This window comes from Bacillus sp. 22475, from assembly GCF_052044835.1.
In the GTDB taxonomy this organism is placed as follows: domain Bacteria; phylum Bacillota; class Bacilli; order Bacillales; family Bacillaceae_G; genus Bacillus_A; species Bacillus_A cereus.
This window is the reverse complement of sequence record NZ_JBQENW010000005.1, coordinates 162,234-181,579: the sequence shown is the minus strand read 5'-3', so window position 1 is coordinate 181,579 and position 19,346 is coordinate 162,234. Positions and strand designations below refer to the sequence as shown.

The window sequence follows — 19,346 nt, the reverse complement described above, 5'->3', positions numbered from 1 at the left end:
GAAGACGATTTTCTCTACAGAAGTGTAAGTAGCTAGCATGTTCAAGTCTTCTGGACAAACACCTTAAATGAGCTACTCACACTTTATTTGTTCAAGCTCGATTTTCTTACTTAATTAAATCGCCAACAAATTTCGGTAATGCGAATGCTGCATTGTGTAATTCTTTTGTGTAGTATTTCGTTTCGATTTCGTGGAAACGCTCTTCACTTACTTCTAGTGGATCATGTTTTTTAGATCCGATTGTGAACGTCCAAAGACCACTTGGGTATGTTGGAATATTAGCTGTGTATAAACGAGTAATTGGGAAAATTTCTTTTACATCTTTAAACACAGTCGTAATTAACTCTGGTGTGAACCAAGGGTTGTCCGTTTGTGCAACGAAAATACCATCTTCTTTTAACGCTTTTGAAATTCCAGCGTAGAAGCCTTTTGTAAATAGGTTTACTGCTGGTCCTACTGGCTCAGTAGAATCTACCATAATTACATCGTATTCATTTTCGCTTTCTGCGATATGTAGGAAACCGTCTCCTACTTTTACTTCTACACGCTCATTATCTAATGCGCCTGCAATTGATGGTAAGTATTGTTTAGAGTACTCAATTACTTTTCCATCGATTTCAACAAGAGTTGCTTTCTTTACACTTGGGTGTTTTAACACTTCACGAATAACACCACCATCACCGCCACCAACAACTAATACGTTTTCAGGGTTTGGATGTGTAAATAAAGGTACGTGCGCTACCATTTCATGATAAACGAACTCATCTTTTTCTGTTGTCATAACCATGCCATCTAAAATAAGCATGTTTCCGAACTCTTCCGTTTCGACCATATCAAGTTTTTGGAATTCTGTTTGCTCCGTATGTAATGTGCGGTTAATACGCGCCGTAATCCCAAAATGTTTTGTTTGTTTTTCAGTGAACCATAGTTCCATCGTACAATCACGCCTTTCAATGCAAATTTATAATAGGGACATCATTAATGTCCCCTAACAAAAATAAAACAAAACATCCAAAATGTATAGTTAAAAGTACAAAAATACCGAAAATATATTTTAGTCAGAGGGTTCTAACATATATGTATAAAGAAAACCCTTTCTTAAGAAAGGGTTTTTGTCTCTAGTTCTACTGGTTTACGAATTGGAATTAGGATCATAATACAACCAACTAACACAACAATTCCCCCAACTAAAAATGGACTTTGTGGTGAAACTGTGTGCCCGATAACTCCTGATAAAATTGGAGCAATCGCACCACCTAACCAACGAACAAAGTTATAAACACCTGACGTAACAGATCTTTCATAAGGTGAAATATCCATTACATAACTTGTATATAATGCATTGTTTAAGCCAGATGCTAATCCTGATAAAACGATAAGAGTAATTTGTAACCACATAATTTTCACAAAGAATAGTGCAATTAAGAAAATCGCAAATACGAGTAAACTACCCTTCAATAATGTTTTTGGTCCATATTTCCCTTCTAGCTTATGTGCTAAAATTGCAGAACCGTAAGCTAACGCTAATCCCCATCCACAAAATACAAAGCCTAATTGAATAGCTGATAAATGCATAATAAGTGGTGAATATGCTAACACGACAAAAAATCCGTAGTAGTATAGCATCCCTGAAATAGCACCTTGCATGAATGGTTTATACTTCACCAGGTTAAGTAATTCTCCTACGCCAGCAGCCTTACGCTTCACTTTTCGCTCCGGTTCTTTTACAAAAAAGAATACTAAAATAAATGCTAAGAAAATTAAAATACTCGTCGCGAAAAACGGATAACGCCAAGAATGTCCACCTAGTATTCCACCCAATAACGGCCCCCCAGCCATACCTAAGCCGATCGCTGCTTCGTATAATCCTACTGCTTCATGAACTTCTTTACTTAATGCTATTAACAGCGTCATTGCTGTAGCAAAAAACATCGCATTTCCTAATCCCCATCCAGCACGGAAAAGAGATAATTGAGCAATCGTTTGCGATATACCACATATAAACGCAAATACAGTCACAATCGCAAGACCGATTGTCATCATCCGTTTATCACCAAATCTTGATGCAAATATACCAGCTGGTAACATCATGATTGCCATCGTTAAAATATAAGCAGTAAATAACATTTCAACTTGCCAATGCGTTGCACCAATTTTCTCTGCAATAATCGGCAAAATTGGGTCGACTACTCCTATACCCGAAAAGGCAAGGAAGGTAGCCACCACTGTAATCAATCTCCCTAGTTTTTGTTTGCTCTCCATTTTGATTACTCTCCTTTTGTGCTCTCTAAAAATGTTACTGCACGATGTAAACTATCTTCAAGTTCTGCCTTTACACGTTGCATTTGCTCCATTTTTTCGTCTAACGTTTGCACTTGTTTTTCAAGCATATCTTTAATTTCTTGAATCACTTCACGATCACGAGGGTTCTCGCTATTTCTTCTTTGCTCCATTCTTTCTTTTAGTGATAAGAAATGCTGCATTTCTTGAAGTGTGATTCCTAGCACTTCTTTCGCTTCTACAATTCTTTTAATTCTGGCAATATCCTCATCCGTATACAGACGAATATTTCCCTCACTACGTTCTGGGGGATGAATTAAACCAATTTCCTCATAATAACGAAGTGTACGTTTTGTTAAACCGACTTGCTTTGTTACTTCATCAATTTTATACATGTTTATTCCTCCCTTCACTTGATTATTACATTTTACGTTAACGTTAACTTTTCTGCAACTGTTAGACTTTTGTAAATGTTTGTCATATTCAATTGTATTTTCCCTAAAGCAGTTTCATAATGAAAGAAAAGAGATAATAAGGAGAATTTCATATGAGTAAACCACTTATTTTCGCTCACCGCGGAGTAAAAGGTACACATCCCGAAAATACGATGATTGCCTTCCAAGAAGCAGAACGCATTGGCGCTCACGGAATTGAACTCGATGTCCACTTATCAAAAGATGGTGAACTTGTCGTAATTCACGATGAAACCGTCGATCGTACAACAAATGGCGTTGGACTTGTTTCGGAAAAAACGGTAGAGGAACTACAATCATTGGACGCTGGTAGCTATAAAGACCCTTCTTTCCATGAAGCAAAAATCCCAACGTTGCGTGAGGTTTTCATTTGGCTTTCCACAACGAACTTACAACTAAATATTGAATTAAAGACAGATGTTATTCATTACCCAAATATTGAGGAAAAAGCTGTTGCACTTGTGCGCGAATATCATCTTTCTAATCAAATTGTATTTTCATCATTTAACCATAACTCTGTTTCATTATTAGCAGAAATTGCTCCTGAAATCCCAAGAGCAATTTTATATGATACACCACTTGCTGATCCAATTGCCGAAGCAAAACATAGAGAAGCAAGTGGATTACATCCAAACTTCCAGCTATTAACGAAAGAATTTGTGCAGTTAGCACAAGAGCAAGGGTATGTTTTCCGTCCATATACAATTAACGAATACAAAGATTTACAAACTATGATTGATTATGGTGTAGATGTCATCATTACCGATTGGCCAACACGTGCCTTCGAGCTCCTTTCTTAATGAAAGGGGCTTTTTTATTTTCGAAATTTCATTGTTTAAAATAAACGAAAACCCTCAATACTAATACAATAACGCTTGTATTAATGAGGGGCTGAAAAAAGATGGATCAAACTATGAATCCAAAACTTAAAAAATATAAACGTCTTTTCTTCACCGCAATGTTTTCTTGCGTCCTTTTCTTCGTTTTTTCTTTTTTTGTTATTATTATAGTCGCAAAAATTATGGGACCTCCTCCTGTTGCGGTCCCGCAAACAAGCGTCTTTTACGCAAACGATGATACTGTTATTGGACAAAGTAATGAAATTCAAAAACGTTACAATGTCTCTCTTAATGAAATTTCACCTTATGTAAAAGAAGCGACCCTTTCTATTGAAGATCAAAGATTTTATAAACATCACGGCTTCGATGTGAAACGGATTGCAGGTGCAATTGTTGCTGATTTAAAAGCGATGGCAAAGGTACAAGGAGCTAGTACAATTACACAACAATACGCGCGTAATCTGTATTTAGATCATGATAAAACGTGGAAACGGAAATTATTAGAGGCAATGTACACTGTCCGCCTTGAAGTAAACTATAATAAAAATCATATTTTAGAAGGATATTTAAATACAATTTATTACGGACATGGCGCTTATGGCATCGAAGCTGCGTCCCGTCTATATTTCGATAAAACGGCAAAAGAGTTAACATTAGCAGAAGCTAGTATGCTCGCCGGTATCCCGAAAGGGCCAAGTGTCTATTCTCCCTTTTTGAAAGAGGATCGTGCTAAAGGACGACAAGCTCTCATATTAGATGAAATGGTCGAACAAGGATATATTACGAAGCAACAAGCAGCCTTAGCGAAGAAAGAGACACTAACTTTTGCCTCATTAGATACGAAAAAAGTCGCAGAAGTCGCACCATATTTCCAAGATGCTGTACAAGCTTCGCTTCTTCGTGATGTTGGATTAGACGAACAAGCTTTACAACGAGGTGGCTTGCGAATTTATACAACGCTAGACCCTAAACTACAAGCTGTAGCAGAGCAAGCTGTAAAAGATCATATACCTGACACAACAAACATACAAACTGCTCTCGTCTCTATGAATCCAACGACAGGTGAAGTGGCTGCTCTTGTTGGCGGAACTGATTATACTACGAGTCAATTTAACAGGGCTACACAAGCCGTTCGTCAGCCTGGTTCTACATTTAAGCCATTTCTATATTATGCAGCATTAGAACGAGGATTCACGCCTGCTACGCGCTTAAAAAGCGAATATACTGTATTTACTTTAGGTGACGGCGTTTCAAAGTATAAACCAAAAAACTATAAAGATTATTATGCAGATGATTTTGTAACGATGGCACAAGCTCTCGCAGTCTCTGATAACATATATGCTGTAAAAACGAATTTATTTTTAGGAGATGACGCACTCACAAAAACAGCAAAACAATTTGGAATTACAAGTGCATTAAAAGATGTGCCTTCTCTAGCTCTCGGCACATCACCCGTAAAACCAATTGAAATGGTTAACGCTTATAGCATGTTCGCAAACGGTGGAAAAGAAGTAAAACCTACTTTCATTCGCCGCATTATGGATCATGAAGGAAATATATTATACGATGCTCATTTAGAGAGTAAACAAGTTCTCGACAAGAGCAAAGCGTTTGTAATGGAAGAAATGATGACTGGTATGTTTAATAAGAAACTAAGCAGTTATGCTGCTGTAACTGGCCAATCGATGTTATCAAAATTATCAAGAACATATGCCGGAAAATCTGGTTCTACTGAAACGGATAGTTGGATGATCGGATTTACTCCGCAAATCGTAACAGGTGTATGGGTCGGATATGATCAACCTAAATCTATTTCAAACGTAGCAGAACAAGGATATGCGAAGAAAATATGGACTGATACGATGGAGAAAGGCTTAGATGGACAGCCCAAAAAAGAATTTAAACAACCAGGTGACGTCGTAGCGGTTAATATCAACCCAGAGAACGGTAAAATTGCTACAAAAAATTGTCCTATTTCTGTGAAAATGTATTTCGCAAAAGGTACAGAACCAACTGAATATTGTATGGATCATGTTGATGATAAAGAGGAATTTGAAAAGACAACTGAGGAAAAGAAAAAAATAAGTTGGTGGAAAAAATATCTTCCTTGGTAAAAAAAATAGCTGACGGGCATCCGTCAGCTATTTTTTATTCACTTAATAATGCACGGCGCAATTCTTCACTAGATTCGTTCCAAATCGCTTCATTATGTTCTTTCAAGAATGTACCAAGTACCTTTTTAGATGATTCATCCATATGGTCAACCATAATGTGACGCTTCATTGATTTATCCATTTTGTTTACGTGTTCTGGAAGTGATTTATATCCGCGACGAATTTCACGGTCTACTGTCATTTCACAAGCTGTTACACCTGCGTAATAAGCACCAGTTGCAGTTCTTTCAATCGTTACCCAAACAAGCCAAAATGGTTTTCCGTTTGGAACCTCATCTTTATTTGTTAAAAACTTAATACCTTTTTCTACTGTACTACGCGCATGCATCGCACCGATATCAACAAATGCTGTTTTCTCTAGTACATCGACAAATACAGGTGAAATGTTTTCTAAACTTAATGACCCAACGCCAAAACCACCATGTCCATCTGTTGAATCATTTTTCACGATATTAAAACCGATTTTTTTCTTTTTCTCTGTCATATGTAAGCTCCTCCTCGTTTAAAGGCCGAAAATAGGCGCAATGATATTCTGTAAAAATATTAATACATACGGAATAACAACATTAAAAATAGGCTGGATTGTGTAATTGCTAAGCGGTGTAATAACAAGAATTAATAACGCTATCGCTCCATACTTTTCATACTGTGTCATTTTCGCACGAATATTTGTTGGTGCTAGATCCTCCACTACGCGATATCCATCAAGTGGTGGGATTGGTAATAAGTTAAAGACAAGTAAAACGATATTCAACATAATAAAAATCTGGAAAAATTGAGCTAACGTATCTGCTACTGCAGATGGAATCGAGTATAGTACACCAAATTTTAATAAGCTATACCAAATAATTAAACCGATTGCACTTAAAATTAAATTACTAATTGGTCCCGCAATAGAAACTAATATTCCTGCGAGACGCGGTCTTTTAAAATTATACGGATTAACTGGTACCGGTCTTGCCCAACCAAAACCAAGAATTAATACAGCAATCATCCCAATAGGATCTAAGTGTGCCATCGGTGATAATGTTAAACGGCCTTGCTTCTTTGCTGTATCGTCTCCAAATTTATATGCAACATATGCATGCGCAAATTCATGCACTGATAATGCAATAATAATGGCCATTGCTACCAACGGAATTTGGTGCAACGGATATCTAAATAACTGATCCATGCTTCATCTCCTCTTCAATATGTCAAAAAAAGAAAATATTTGTTTTTTCGATTGTTCTTCCCCATAATCCGCTATAATAAGAGTGTAACTTACATAAAGGGAGCGATTATATATGCCATACGTAACAGTGAAAATGCTAGAAGGACGCACAGAAGAACAAAAGAAAGCTCTTGCTGAGAAAGTAACAGCAGCAGTAAGCGAAACAACTGGTGCTCCTGAAGAAAACATCGTTGTTTTCATCGAAGAAATGTCTAAAAACCATTATGCAGTTGGCGGAAAACGCTTAAGCGACAAATAATTTCAAGTTTTTCATAAGAAGCAGCCACTAGCTGCTTCTTATTTCTTTCCTTCTAACAACTCAATAATTCTCTCTTTATATTTTCCTTTTCTTCCATCTTCATAGATTAAATCATGTGGATAGAATAGCTTTTGGTCCGTTCTTTTCTTACCTGTAATCGCCTCAACAATATCCGATTCACGTGAAAGCTCTCTAAGCTCTCCGTTTGGCATAAGAAGTAGGATTGGCAAACGCTCTTCTTCTTCTCCTGCACGATAAAAGTCATACGGTAAGTCTGATGTTGAATCAACTACTAAATAATACTCCGGATCAAGTCCAATCTTTTTAAATAAACTACTTAATTCCATCCAATTATCTAAACCGTGTTTATCTGTAAACTCTACATATTTAAATAGATTTCGATTCATAAAACGGCGGCATAGATCGCTTAAAATTGGATCTTCTTCTTCCTGCCATACTTGGAAGTAGTAATACATAACGTTCTCGTCTAACTTTAAATAATCCTCTACTGTTACTTCTTCTTCAAATAAAGAATAGAAATGAACAGGATGATTTTTAAATGTATAATACTTCTCGTGCAATGATTTAGCACGGTGTAAAATCTTCGTTAAAATAACTTCTGCACTTCGCGTTACCGGATGGAAATATACTTGCCAATACATTTGATAACGACTCATAATGTAATGCTCAACAGCATGCATACCACTATTTTTAATGACTACTTGATTCCCATACGGGCGCATTACACGCAGTATACGTTCCATATCGAAGTTTCCATACTTTACGCCTGTAAAATAAGCATCTCTTAATAAATAATCCATACGATCCGCATCAATTTGGCTCGAAATCATACTAATTGCTAATTTATTAGTAGACGTTTTTGCAATTACATCTGCTACCTTTTGTGGAAACTCCTTATCAACACGACTTAATACATCATTAATCTCCGTATCGCCAACGATAATCTTTTGCGTAAATTTCTCATGATCTAATGAAAATACTTTTTCAAACGAGTGAGAAAATGGGCCGTGACCGACATCATGAAGTAATGCCGCACATAAACATAACAATCTATCTTCAGCATTCCAATTTGGTCTGCCATCAAACACATCATCAATCATACGACGAATAATTTCGTATACACCTAACGAATGAGTAAAGCGACTATGCTCTGCACCGTGAAATGTAAAAAATGTCGTTCCAAGCTGCTTAATACGGCGCAAGCGTTGAAATTCTTTCGTTCCGATTAAATCCCAAATAACACGATCACGCACGTGCACATATTTATGTACTGGGTCTTTAAACACTTTTGTTTCGCTGAGTTTGTCGTTTAAATATACCACTTTCCGACATCCCCCTTTCTTTACTACATTCTTACTTTATATTATAAACGAAATGAGAAACAGAAAGAAATGAAAGACTGTATTAATTACCTTTATAAAAAGAAAAAATCACCTTTACCGAAGTAAAAGTGATTTCCTTTATACATTATTTACCTAAAACGAATTCAGCAACTTCGTCTAAGATCATATCTTTCCCTAATGGGAAGTAACCTTTGTTTAAGTCTTCATTTTTAATTGTGAATACGTGGTTGTTTTTAACAGCGTTCATGTTTTTCCAAATTGATTCTTCTTGGAATTCTTTTAAGCGCTGAGAACCGTCACCAGTTGTAAATACGAATAAGTAATCTGGGTTGTAATCGATTAAAGCTTCTTTTTGTACTTGTACTAGTGGTTTATCAGTTGGTGTACCTTTAACTGCTGGTAGTTTTAAATCATTAAAGATTACGCTACCGTAACCGTAGTCACCGTATACGCGGAAAGCATTTGGATACGCAGCCATTTTCATGAATGTTGCTTCACCAGTTTTAGCGACGATTTTGTCATGTAATTTGCTTGCTTTTTCATCATACTTTTTGAACCATTCTTTTGTTTCTTTTTCTTTACCGAAGATTTGACCTACTTCTTCGAATTTTGGACGCCATTGATCTAATGGAGTGTTTAACATAACTGTTGGTGCAATTTTAGATAATTGATCATAAATCTTTTCTTGACGATTATTTACAAGAATTAAATCTGGTTTTGCAGCAGCTACTGCTTCGATGTTAATTTTATCGCCCCAAGCAGAACCAACTGGTTTAACGTCTTTTAGTTTCTTTTCAATATGTGCATCAATTTTTTCTTGAGATGTATTAGCAGTAATAACCGGTTTCATACCGAAAATTAATAATTCTTCTGTTGAACCACTAAGGTCAGCAATTTTCTTTGGGTTTGCAGGAATTTTAATTTCCCCTTTTGCATGTTTTACAGTGCGCTCTTCAGTCTTTGCATCTGCTTTCTTTTCTTCTTCTTTGTTAGAACAAGCAGCAAATAGTACAGAAGTCACAACTAATACCATTGCTAATAGTGCCATTTTAAAATTCTTCATGTTCCCACTCCTTCTAGCTGTATTTATCTTATAAGTTGCAATGAACTATAAGAAACGAAGATAACAATTAATCAATATATTTTTATTAATTGTTGTTAATACCCCATTCTAACGGGCGTTCAACTTCCCATTCTTATATAAGAAGCTCAACGTCCATTAGAAGTCCCCCCTCTTCACGAGGGGGTTCTACTTATGCTTTTTTACGCAATTGATTACTAATCATCGCTAAATCATATGTTAAGCAAATTGGCTTACAGTTTACTGGACATGGAACGATTTGAGCTTCAATCTCAAATACGTTACGAAGTGTTTCACTTGTCATAACTTCATCTGGCGTTCCTTGTTTCATTAACTTACCTGCTTTTAATGCAATCATATGATCTGAGAAACGAGAAGCGTGGTTTAAGTCATGGATAACCATAACAATCGTTCTACCTTCTTCTTCATTTAACTTTTTCAATAAGTTTAGTACTTCTAATTGATGAGCCATATCTAAGTACGTTGTTGGTTCATCCAATACAAGTAATTCTGTTCCTTGTGCAAGAGCCATTGCAATCCAAACACGTTGACGTTGACCACCAGATAGCGCTTCTGCTGGACGATTCGCAAATTCTTTCATTCCTGTCACTTCAAGTGCCCAGTTAATGTAGCGATAATCCTCTTCTTTCAACGTGCCAAACCCTTTTTGATGAGGGAATCTTCCGTATGACACAAGCTCAAATACAGTAAGACCCGTTGGTACTTCTGCAGTTTGTGGTAAAATCGCCATTTTCTTTGCAATTTCTTTCGTTGGCTGTTTCTCAATTGCTTTTCCGTCAAGATAAACAGTACCTTGCTTTGCCTTCAAAATACGAGACGCCGTTTTTAATAATGTGGACTTCCCACAACCATTTGGTCCAATAATTGTTGTAATTTTCCCTTCCGGAATTTCAACTGTTAATCCATCAATAATTAAACCTTCATTATAGCCAACAGATACCGCATCAACCGCTAAAGTTGCCATACGAAAAGCCTCCCTTTATTTTGTCCTCATAAGTAAATAAATGAAATACGGTGCACCAATTACAGAAATAACAAGACCGACTGGTATTTCTGAAGTTGTTAGTACACTTCTTGAAATTACATCTGCGAATAAAAGTAAAAACGTTCCTATTAGCGCAGCTGTGGGCAACATGATTTGATGTTTGCCACCAACAAGGCGCCTTGCTAAATGCGGGGCCATTAAACCGATAAAGCCAATTCCACCGGCAACAGCAACAGATGCACCTGCTAAACAAACTGCAATAAATAATAATTTACGTCTTTCTTTTTCTACATTTACACCAAGGCCAACTGCTGTAGAATCGCCTAGGTTCATTACATTTAATATGTGTGCTTTACTTATAGCAAGCGGTAAGAAAATAACCATCCATGGAAGTACACTTAATACAAATTTCCAATCTGTACCCCACAGACTTCCCGCCAGCCAAATCGTAGCAAAACGAAAATCGTTAGATGTCATCTTCATAGAGAAAATTAAACTAACAGCTCCAAATCCAGCTGCAACGGCAATACCGACAAGTATTAATCGAGTCGATGAAACGCCGTCTTTCCATGCTAGTAAATAAATAATTACCGCTGCTAATATCGCTCCAACTAGTGCGAAAAATGGAAGAATGAATACAGATAAAAATGTACCAGTCCCTACTTTCCCGAAGAAGAAGTAGACGAATATAACAACTGTTAATCCCGCTCCAGCATTAATCCCTATAATACCTGGATCAGCAAGCGGATTTCGTGATAAACCTTGCAAAATCGCACCTGACATAGCTAAAGCAGATCCGACTAGTATAGCAATTACCATACGTGGCATACGGAATTCAAATAAAATAACAGACTGATCTTCAGCCCCTAGTCCAACCAATGACTTTAATACGTCAATTGGGGGTATTTTAAAAGTTCCTGTATTTAAACTAATAAGAAATATAGAAACGATTAGTCCTACTAAAATCGTTAATATAGAAATGTTCTTTTTTGTTAAGACACTCGTCCTCACATCTTTCCTCTCCCTTCATTACGTGCTAAGTAGAGGAAGAATGGAACCCCAATTAGCGCTGTAATTGCTCCAATTGGCGTTTCAAATGGTGGGTTAATAACGCGAGATAACATATCTGCACATTCAATTAACAGTCCGCCTAAGACCGCAGAACATGGAATAACCCATCTATAGTCCGAGCCTACGAGGAAACGAGTCATATGCGGGATTACAAGACCAACAAATCCAACTGATCCTGCCATGGAAACTGCGGAACCCGTTAAAACAAGAACAAGTACTGTTCCGATAAATTTAATTAATGTCGTATTTTGACCAAGTCCAATCGCAATTTCTTCACCGAAGCTCAAAATTGTAATATATCTCGACATCATAATTGCGATAAAGAGACAAACAAAGCCAATTGGCACTAACATATTAATACTTTGCCATTTCACTCCAGCAACTCCGCCTGCATTCCACATGCTCACCTCTTGGGCAAGATTAAAATACAATGCGATTCCAGATGAAATTGCCCCTAATAAAGCACTAATAGCTGCACCTGCTAAAGCTAATTTCACAGGTGTTAATCCACCTGGTGAAGAAGACCCAATTCCATATACAATGCTTGCACCAAACGCAGCTCCAATAAAAGATGCGATAACAAACATTAAATAAGGTGAATTAGGGAAAAATGCATACATAATTGCAATTCCAAATACAGCCCCATCTGTAATTCCCATTAACGATGGTGAAGCAAGTGGATTTCGCGTCATGCCTTGCATAATTGCTCCTGATACCGCTAAAAAGGCACCTGCAACTACGCCCCCTATTGCTCTAGGCATGCGAAGCTCTTGAATTACGTTATGATGTGTAATAGATCCATCAAACTGAAATACAGCTTGCCATACAGTCTTTAAACTAATATCTGCAGCCCCAAAAGAAATAGAAACTGCCATGCTTAAAGCTAACAAAACTGTACCCGCTACTAAAATAATAGAAGCGATGAGCGGTCTGCTCTTAATCTCTTTAACATTCTCTTCTTGCTGTTCTATACTGCTTGCGCTCGCTTCCATCCCTCAACCATCCTAACCAACAACATATATTTATTAAAATGAAATTTATTCTCAAATAGTAATAAAAAAAATTAGGTGAATTGTTATTTTCCTGATAATGATTCTCAGAATCAGACACTTCTATTCTACCTATCGCTTTAAAAGACTGTCAACCATTATTTTGAAATATAAATTTATATAAATTGGAACTTTAATACAAAAGTTATATCCATCCTTTAGAAAACGTTCGTCCACACAAGAGTACTTTCGCAGAATAAATCTTTCCTCTTATGGGCATAAAAAAAGAAGAGTAATCTTTTCACTCTTCTTTTTCTTACTTATTTAACTTTGCTTCAATTTTTATGATTAACTCATCTTCCGTTGGAGCCGCAACTGGACGGTTATTTACAAATGCGAATGATTTTTTACGACCAGGACCACAGTAAGACTGACATCCAACTTCAATCGTTGCACATGAATCTACTTTTTTTAACTTCGGAACTAACGTTTTAACGTTCGTTGCCTGACAGTCATCGCACACGCGAAATTCGTTTCCCATTATATAACACTTCCTCTATTTTAAACTTTTCTCAAGTACGTTTAAAAATAAACACTAAATGGTATTTTACCGCTCTTTGAAGCTCGTTGCAAGTTTCCCTACAAAGCCTATTCTCTACATAATGCTACATATTTATATGCTCTCCTACAGAAGAGCTCACCATTCATGGGAAAATTTTTACCTTTCATCGAAATCTACCATATTTTTAAAAGCTTTGTATAAAAGTTTATTTTTTTGCCCATTATAAAAATAGGAAGTTCATAAAAAGAAAGGGAGTTGAATCTATGAAAGTAAGACAAGATGCTTGGACAGATGAGGATGATTTATTACTTGCTGAAACGGTACTTCGTCATGTTCGAGAAGGAAGTACGCAATTAAATGCATTTGAGGAAGTAGGAGATCAGTTAAATCGTACATCTGCTGCTTGTGGTTTCCGCTGGAATGCTGTCGTTCGCTATAGCTATGAACAAGCTCTTCAACTAGCAAAAAAACATCGTAAAGATAAAATGCGTGCTGCAAGCGGTGAACAAGCGAAAAAACGTTTACTTTATACACCACCAGCTTCAGATTCGATAAATGATTATGAAGAATTAGTACAAGAGGAATCAATCGTACAATATAAAGAAGCTATTCCATATCAAGAATCTACTGCTCCTGCTGCAAGAAGCTCTATGACAATGCAAGATGTTATTTATTTTTTACAAACAGTCGGATCTTCAAATATAAAAGTAACAGCTCTTGAAAACGAGAATACGAGATTGAAACAAGAAATTAAAGCACAAATCCTTCGGAATGAGGAACTAGAAAAGAAACTAGAAAAGTTAGAAAAGCAATCTCATACTGTACAAGAAGATTACGAAACACTTATGAACATTATGAACCGAGCTCGTAAATTGGCAGTCATGGATGACGAAGAACGTTCTCAAACATCTTTCCGAATGGACCGAAACGGTAATTTAGAAAAAATTGCAGAATAAAAAGGATGCATGTAATGCATCCTTTTTATTATTTCACCTCTAAGCTCCCCCTTTATATGTGAGAAAACTCCATTCTTCATTTTTTGCTATAATAGAGATTGTCATTTTAAAGATAAGGGGTTAGTTATATGAGCAATTCCCGTTCCATTTTATCTCAGCCAGAGTGGCGCATTGTAGATCAGTCTAGTTTGGGACCAACATTCCATGCACTTCAGTCATTCGCAATGGATGACACATTATGCACAAGCATTGGAAATGGCAAGTCAGCCGCAACAATGCGTTCTTGGGTTCATCACAATACAATTGTCCTTGGCATTCAAGATTCACGCCTTCCGCATTTAGAAGAAGGTATTTCTTTTTTAAAACAACACAACTTCAATGTTATTGTTCGTAATTCTGGCGGGCTTGCAGTCGTGCTTGATGAAGGTGTTTTAAACGTATCACTTTTATTCCAAGAAACAGAAAAAGGTATCGATATTGATCTTGGATACGATACGATGTGGCATTTAATTAAGGAGATGTTAAAGGATTACGACGTTACTATCGAGGCAAAAGAAATTGTTGGCTCTTACTGTCCTGGTAGTTATGACTTAAGTATTCGCGATCAAAAATTCGCTGGTATTTCACAACGTCGTATTCGCGGCGGTGTCGCTGTCCAAATTTATCTCTGTGCTACCGGAAGTGGCTCTGAGCGTGCCGCACTCGTTCGTGATTTCTACAACCTAGCAATTCAAGGAGAAGAAACACGCTTTACGTACCCTGAAATTGTACCAAGTACGATGGCCTCACTCTCAGAATTACTTGGCGAAACCATTACAGTACAAGATTTGATGATGCGTCTTTTAAAAACATTGCAGCAATTCGCTCCAAAGTTAACACCATCTCAATTAACAATAGATGAGATTCCTTTATATGAGACGAATTTACAACGTATTATTGATCGTAATAATAAAGCACTTGGCTTAGAAAAATAAAAATGACCACCCTAAGGGTGGTCATTTTCCATACTAATTCATTTTAGAATTAAAGTGCTTGAGCTGCTGTAATTAAAGCTAACTTGTACACTTCTTCTTCGTTACATCCACGAGACAGATCATTTACAGGCATGTTTAAGCCTTGTAAAATTGGTCCTACTGCTTCGAAGTTACCTAAACGTTGAGCGATTTTGTAGCCGATATTACCCGCTTCTAAGCTTGGGAATACGAATACGTTAGCATCACCTTTAATTGTAGAACCTGGAGCTTTTTTCTCAGCTACAGATGGTACGAATGCAGCATCGAATTGGAATTCTCCATCTAAAGTTAACTCAGGAGCCATTTCTTTTGCAATGCGAGTTGCTTCTACAACTTTTTCTGTTTCTGGAGATTTCGCAGAACCTTTTGTAGAGAAGCTTAACATAGCAACGCGTGGATCAATGCCGAATAACTCAGCAGTTTTCGCACTTTCGATACCGATTTCAGCTAAATCTTGGCTGTTTGGTGCAATGTTAATTGCGCAATCAGCGAATACATATTTCTCTTCTTCACGTACCATGATGAATACGCCAGAAGTTTTTGTAACGCCTGGTTTTGTTTTAATAATTTGAAGTGCTGGACGAACTGTATCAGCTGTAGAGTGAGCTGCACCACTTACTAAACCGTGTGCTTTGCCCATGTATACAAGCATTGTACCGAAGTAGTTTTCGTCTTTAAGGATTTTGCGAGCGTCTTCTTCAGTTGCTTTACCTTTACGGCGTTCAACGAAAGATGCTACCATTGCATCCATTTCTTCGTATGTAGCTGGGTCGTAAATATCAACGCCTGCTAATGTTAAATTCATGCTAGCAGCTTTTGCGCTAATTTCTTCCTTATTACCAACTAAGATTGGTTTTACTAACTCTTCTTTTGCTAAACGCTCTGCAGCGCCTAAAATTCTTTCATCAGTTCCTTCAGGAAGTACGATAGAAATGCCTTTTCCTTGAACTTTTTCTTTTACTGTTGTAAATAAGTTGCTCACGAATAAACCCTCCTACATATGTTAAAAAACTCTATCTTTAAGAATACTGCTTTTCTTCTATATTTTAAACTTATAGCTCCCAAAAAATAGATAAAATAAAAATGATTATATTTTCATAAAATTCAGCCGTCTAATTCACCTTACTTAAACCCTTAAATGTGACAATTTTATGCGCCAAGATTTTATATAGATGATTTTAAAACTATATATGCTATAGTTAACGTGTAAAACTATCATTAACTGAGGTGAATAGAATGAGTGAAGCAACAACAACGTTAGATGGCTGGTATTGTTTACATGATTTACGTTCTATTGATTGGGCTGCATGGAAAACATTATCTAGCGACGAACGCGGACAAGCAGTGTCTGAATTTTTAAATGTCGTTGAAAAATGGAACGAAGTAACTACTGCGAAAAATGGTAGTCACGCAATGTATACAGTTGTTGGTCAAAAAGCTGATATTATGCTTATGATTTTACGTCCAACAATGGAAGAGTTAAATGAAATTGAGACAGAATTGAATAAAACAACTTTAGCTGAATATATGGTTCCTGCATATTCTTACGTATCTGTTGTTGAATTAAGCAACTATCTTCCAGCTGATGAGGATCCATACCAAAACCCACAAATTTTAGCTCGCTTATATCCTGAATTGCCGAAAGCAAATCATATTTGCTTCTATCCAATGGATAAGCGTCGCCAAGGTGATGATAACTGGTACATGCTTCCTATGGAAGAGCGTAAAAAAATGATGTACAGTCATAGTAAAATTGGTCGTCAATACGCAGGTAAAGTACGCCAAGTTATTTCAGGATCTGTTGGATTCGATGATTTCGAGTGGGGCGTAACATTATTCGCTGACGATGTTCTTCAATTTAAGAAACTTATATATGAAATGCGATTTGATGAAGTAAGTGCTCGTTATGGTGAATTCGGAACATTCTTCGTTGGAAACATCTTACCAGACGAAAAAGTAGAGAAATTTTTACACATATAATATTGAAAAAGGGACGAAATTCGTTCCTTTTTTTATTTTTCTCTATATTTATCCTCAAAAATCTCCTTTTTTCTGCACTTTTGAAGAAAAACCGACATTTTTTCAAATTTATTGTAAAATTGTAACCTTTTTATATGTAAAGATATGCTAAAATGATACGAGCTATATGCTAAATAACGATGCGAAGGTGATAATCTATATGAAAAAAATCTTGTCTATTTTACTATTGTTTGTATTGTCAATTTCTTCCTTAGGAGTAACAACATCCCATGCAGAAGAAAAAATACATATTGAGGCAGCTGCTGCACTTTTATTTGATGCAGATACAGGAAAAATACTTCACGAGCAAAATCCAGATGAATTGCTAGCTATTGCTAGTATGTCGAAATTAATTGTTGTTTACGCTGTTTTAGAAGCAATTAAAGAAGGAAAAATCACATGGGATACGAAAGTAAATATTTCTGATTACGCTTATGAAGTCTCTCGTAATAATGAATTCTCTAATGTACCGTTCGAAAAAGGACGTCAATATACTGTAAAAGAATTATATCATTCTATTGTTATCTTCTCTGCAAACGGGTCTAGTATTGCTTTAGCAGAGCTACTTGCAGGAAGTGAGAAAAACTTCTTAAATCTTGCAAATGAACATGCAAAAAAACTAGGGTTAAAGAAATATAAATTTGTAAACGCTACTGGTTTAAATAACGCTGACTTAAAAGGGAAACATCCCGAGGGTACTGATCCAAATGCAGAAAACTCTATGTCAGCTCGCGATATGGGTATACTTTCAAAAGCAATGATTACAAAGTATCCAGAAATGCTAGAGGATACAAAACAAAGATTTAGAAACTTCCCAGACAATCATCCAAAACCAATTCGTATGGAAAACTGGAACTGGATGTTACCAGGCGCTGCCTTCTCTTATGATGGAACGGATGGTTTAAAAACTGGTAGTTCTGATACCGCTGGATATGGGTTCACTATTACAGCGAAACGTGGTGATGTACGTCTTATCTCGGTTATTATTAAAACAAAATCAATGGATGAACGCTTCACGGAATCTCGTGAATTAATTGAATATGGATTTAATAACTTCGAAAAACAAAAGCTCAAGGTTGATAAAAATAACACAATCTCTGTAGTAAAAGGGAAAGAAGATCAAGTAACGGTTGCACCTGAAAAAGAAATAACAGTAATTGCGAAAAAAGGTAGCAAAGATCCTTATAAAATCGGGACTGAATTAGATAAATCTCTTGCTGAAGATGGACATTTAGTTGCTCCTGTTAAGAAAGATGCCAAAGTAGGCTCAATTACTTTAGAATCAACTGATAAATATGGTTTCTTAGACGGTAGTAAAAGTATGAAAGTTACTGCAAAAACAACAGAGGAAGTTGAAAAAGCAAATTGGTTTGTGCTAACAATGCGCTCTATTGGAGATTTCTTCTCAAACTTATGGTCTAAAGTATTTTAATGATGAAAAGCTAGCTCACGCTAGCTTTTTTTATTTTCCTCTCTCAGTGTAAAACTTCGTTTGGTTGTCATATCTGAGTCCTTTTCCTCATACGTATGAACTAGTAATTGTTCCACACTTCATCTAGAAATAAACCTCTTTCCAAAAGGTATTACAAAAAGAGAGGTGACACATAATGGGTGTTATTGCTTATAACGAAGCAGATGTAAAGTTGTTAGCTAGACTGATGCGTGCTGAAGCCGAAGGAGAAGGGCAACAAGGAATGTTAATGGTCGGAAACGTTGGGGTAAATCGTGTCCGCGGAAATTGTTTAGACTTTAAAAGTATTCGTAATTTACGTCAAATGGTTTATCAAAACCCCGGCGGTTTTGAAGCAACGCAAAAAGGATATTTTTATCAACGGGCACGTGAACAAGATATTGCCCTGGCGAGACGGACCATTCAAGGGCAACGTTTTTGGCCTGCCAACTTTGCCTTATGGTTCTTTAGACCTGAAGGTGCATGTCCACCAACTTGGTATAACCAACAAAACTCTGGTCGCTTTAAAAAGCACTGCTTCTTCCAGCCATCTGCTGGAGACTGCCCTAGCGTATATTAAGGAATAAAAATGAGGAG

20 protein-coding genes are annotated in these 19,346 nt (G+C 36.6%); 8 read left to right on the top strand and 12 right to left on the bottom strand.

Annotation, left to right across the window (positions count from 1 at the left end; translation table 11 throughout):
* Window positions 1-106 precede the first annotated feature (106 nt).
* From speE to ACTJJY_RS11000, 3 genes are all read right to left on the bottom strand, one after another.
* Complete coding sequence (gene speE / locus ACTJJY_RS11010; RefSeq protein ID WP_000424696.1) at window positions 107-934, bottom strand: polyamine aminopropyltransferase; 828 nt, start codon at window positions 932-934, stop codon at window positions 107-109.
* Window positions 935-1,098: 164 nt separating this feature from the next.
* Entirely contained in the window at window positions 1,099-2,262 is a 1,164-nt protein-coding gene (locus tag ACTJJY_RS11005) for an MFS transporter (RefSeq protein WP_440605508.1), read from the bottom strand.
* A gap of 5 nt (window positions 2,263-2,267) precedes the next feature.
* The gene (locus ACTJJY_RS11000; RefSeq protein WP_000276560.1) at window positions 2,268-2,675 is read right to left on the bottom strand and encodes a MerR family transcriptional regulator; all 408 of its coding nucleotides are present in this window, start codon (window positions 2,673-2,675) and stop codon (window positions 2,268-2,270) included.
* 152 nt (window positions 2,676-2,827) lie between these two features.
* Between ACTJJY_RS11000 and ACTJJY_RS10995 the strand changes: the two genes are divergently transcribed.
* Together ACTJJY_RS10995 and ACTJJY_RS10990 are read left to right on the top strand one after the other, a co-directional pair.
* Window positions 2,828-3,553 carry a glycerophosphodiester phosphodiesterase gene (locus ACTJJY_RS10995; RefSeq protein ID WP_440605507.1) on the top strand — a complete coding sequence of 242 codons (726 nt, stop codon included), beginning with the start codon at window positions 2,828-2,830 and terminating at the stop codon, window positions 3,551-3,553.
* A 101-nt stretch (window positions 3,554-3,654) separates the two neighbouring features.
* Window positions 3,655-5,706, top strand: a complete 2,052-nt coding sequence (locus ACTJJY_RS10990; protein WP_440605506.1) for a transglycosylase domain-containing protein — start codon at window positions 3,655-3,657, stop codon at window positions 5,704-5,706.
* A gap of 34 nt (window positions 5,707-5,740) precedes the next feature.
* On the opposite strand, the gene ACTJJY_RS10985 is transcribed toward ACTJJY_RS10990, so the two are convergent.
* The gene (locus tag ACTJJY_RS10985; RefSeq protein WP_144614861.1) at window positions 5,741-6,250 is read right to left on the bottom strand and encodes a YwhD family protein; all 510 of its coding nucleotides are present in this window, start codon (window positions 6,248-6,250) and stop codon (window positions 5,741-5,743) included.
* Between the two features lie 18 nt (window positions 6,251-6,268).
* Window positions 6,269-6,940, bottom strand: coding sequence for a site-2 protease family protein (locus tag ACTJJY_RS10980; RefSeq protein WP_144614859.1), 672 nt, complete (start codon window positions 6,938-6,940; stop codon window positions 6,269-6,271).
* 112 nt (window positions 6,941-7,052) lie between these two features.
* Between ACTJJY_RS10980 and ACTJJY_RS10975 the strand changes: the two genes are divergently transcribed.
* Window positions 7,053-7,238, top strand: coding sequence for a 2-hydroxymuconate tautomerase (locus tag ACTJJY_RS10975; RefSeq protein ID WP_001147171.1), 186 nt, complete (start codon window positions 7,053-7,055; stop codon window positions 7,236-7,238).
* A 38-nt stretch (window positions 7,239-7,276) separates the two neighbouring features.
* On the opposite strand, the gene ACTJJY_RS10970 is transcribed toward ACTJJY_RS10975, so the two are convergent.
* The 6 genes from ACTJJY_RS10970 to ACTJJY_RS10945 all read right to left on the bottom strand — a co-directional run bounded on the left by ACTJJY_RS10970 (window position 7,277) and on the right by ACTJJY_RS10945 (window position 13,290).
* On the bottom strand, window positions 7,277-8,581 hold the full coding sequence (locus tag ACTJJY_RS10970; RefSeq protein WP_000262730.1) for an HD domain-containing protein: 1,305 nt from the start codon (window positions 8,579-8,581) through the stop codon (window positions 7,277-7,279).
* Window positions 8,582-8,726: 145 nt separating this feature from the next.
* Entirely contained in the window at window positions 8,727-9,665 is a 939-nt protein-coding gene (locus ACTJJY_RS10965; protein WP_000787724.1) for an ABC transporter substrate-binding protein, read from the bottom strand.
* A 190-nt stretch (window positions 9,666-9,855) separates the two neighbouring features.
* Window positions 9,856-10,668, bottom strand: a complete 813-nt coding sequence (locus tag ACTJJY_RS10960) for an ABC transporter ATP-binding protein (RefSeq protein ID WP_000212068.1) — start codon at window positions 10,666-10,668, stop codon at window positions 9,856-9,858.
* Window positions 10,669-10,683: 15 nt separating this feature from the next.
* On the bottom strand, window positions 10,684-11,700 hold the full coding sequence (locus ACTJJY_RS10955; protein WP_440605505.1) for a FecCD family ABC transporter permease: 1,017 nt from the start codon (window positions 11,698-11,700) through the stop codon (window positions 10,684-10,686).
* The gene (locus tag ACTJJY_RS10950) at window positions 11,697-12,752 is read right to left on the bottom strand and encodes a FecCD family ABC transporter permease (RefSeq protein WP_097988106.1); all 1,056 of its coding nucleotides are present in this window, start codon (window positions 12,750-12,752) and stop codon (window positions 11,697-11,699) included. The genes ACTJJY_RS10955 and ACTJJY_RS10950 overlap by 4 nt, the downstream gene beginning before the upstream one ends.
* Before the next feature lie 313 nt (window positions 12,753-13,065).
* Window positions 13,066-13,290 carry a DUF1450 domain-containing protein gene (locus ACTJJY_RS10945; RefSeq protein ID WP_440605504.1) on the bottom strand — a complete coding sequence of 75 codons (225 nt, stop codon included), beginning with the start codon at window positions 13,288-13,290 and terminating at the stop codon, window positions 13,066-13,068.
* Between the two features lie 284 nt (window positions 13,291-13,574).
* Here ACTJJY_RS10945 and ACTJJY_RS10940 point away from each other — a divergent pair, with 284 nt between their 5' ends.
* Together ACTJJY_RS10940 and ACTJJY_RS10935 are read left to right on the top strand one after the other, a co-directional pair.
* Complete coding sequence (locus ACTJJY_RS10940; protein ID WP_440605503.1) at window positions 13,575-14,267, top strand: RsfA family transcriptional regulator; 693 nt, start codon at window positions 13,575-13,577, stop codon at window positions 14,265-14,267.
* A gap of 128 nt (window positions 14,268-14,395) precedes the next feature.
* Window positions 14,396-15,241, top strand: coding sequence for a lipoate--protein ligase family protein (locus ACTJJY_RS10935; protein WP_000071943.1), 846 nt, complete (start codon window positions 14,396-14,398; stop codon window positions 15,239-15,241).
* A gap of 49 nt (window positions 15,242-15,290) precedes the next feature.
* Here the strand turns inward: ACTJJY_RS10935 and pta are convergent, their stop codons facing one another.
* Window positions 15,291-16,262, bottom strand: a complete 972-nt coding sequence (pta, locus tag ACTJJY_RS10930; protein WP_000067215.1) for a phosphate acetyltransferase — start codon at window positions 16,260-16,262, stop codon at window positions 15,291-15,293.
* 254 nt (window positions 16,263-16,516) lie between these two features.
* On the opposite strand from pta, the gene hemQ reads away from it, so the two are divergent.
* From hemQ to cwlJ, 3 genes are all read left to right on the top strand, one after another.
* Window positions 16,517-17,260 carry a hydrogen peroxide-dependent heme synthase gene (gene hemQ, locus ACTJJY_RS10925; protein ID WP_440605502.1) on the top strand — a complete coding sequence of 248 codons (744 nt, stop codon included), beginning with the start codon at window positions 16,517-16,519 and terminating at the stop codon, window positions 17,258-17,260.
* A 199-nt stretch (window positions 17,261-17,459) separates the two neighbouring features.
* Complete coding sequence (locus tag ACTJJY_RS10920) at window positions 17,460-18,731, top strand: serine hydrolase (RefSeq protein ID WP_440605501.1); 1,272 nt, start codon at window positions 17,460-17,462, stop codon at window positions 18,729-18,731.
* A 175-nt stretch (window positions 18,732-18,906) separates the two neighbouring features.
* On the top strand, window positions 18,907-19,329 hold the full coding sequence (gene cwlJ / locus ACTJJY_RS10915; RefSeq protein WP_089172048.1) for a cell wall hydrolase CwlJ: 423 nt from the start codon (window positions 18,907-18,909) through the stop codon (window positions 19,327-19,329).
* Window positions 19,330-19,346 lie beyond the last annotated feature (17 nt).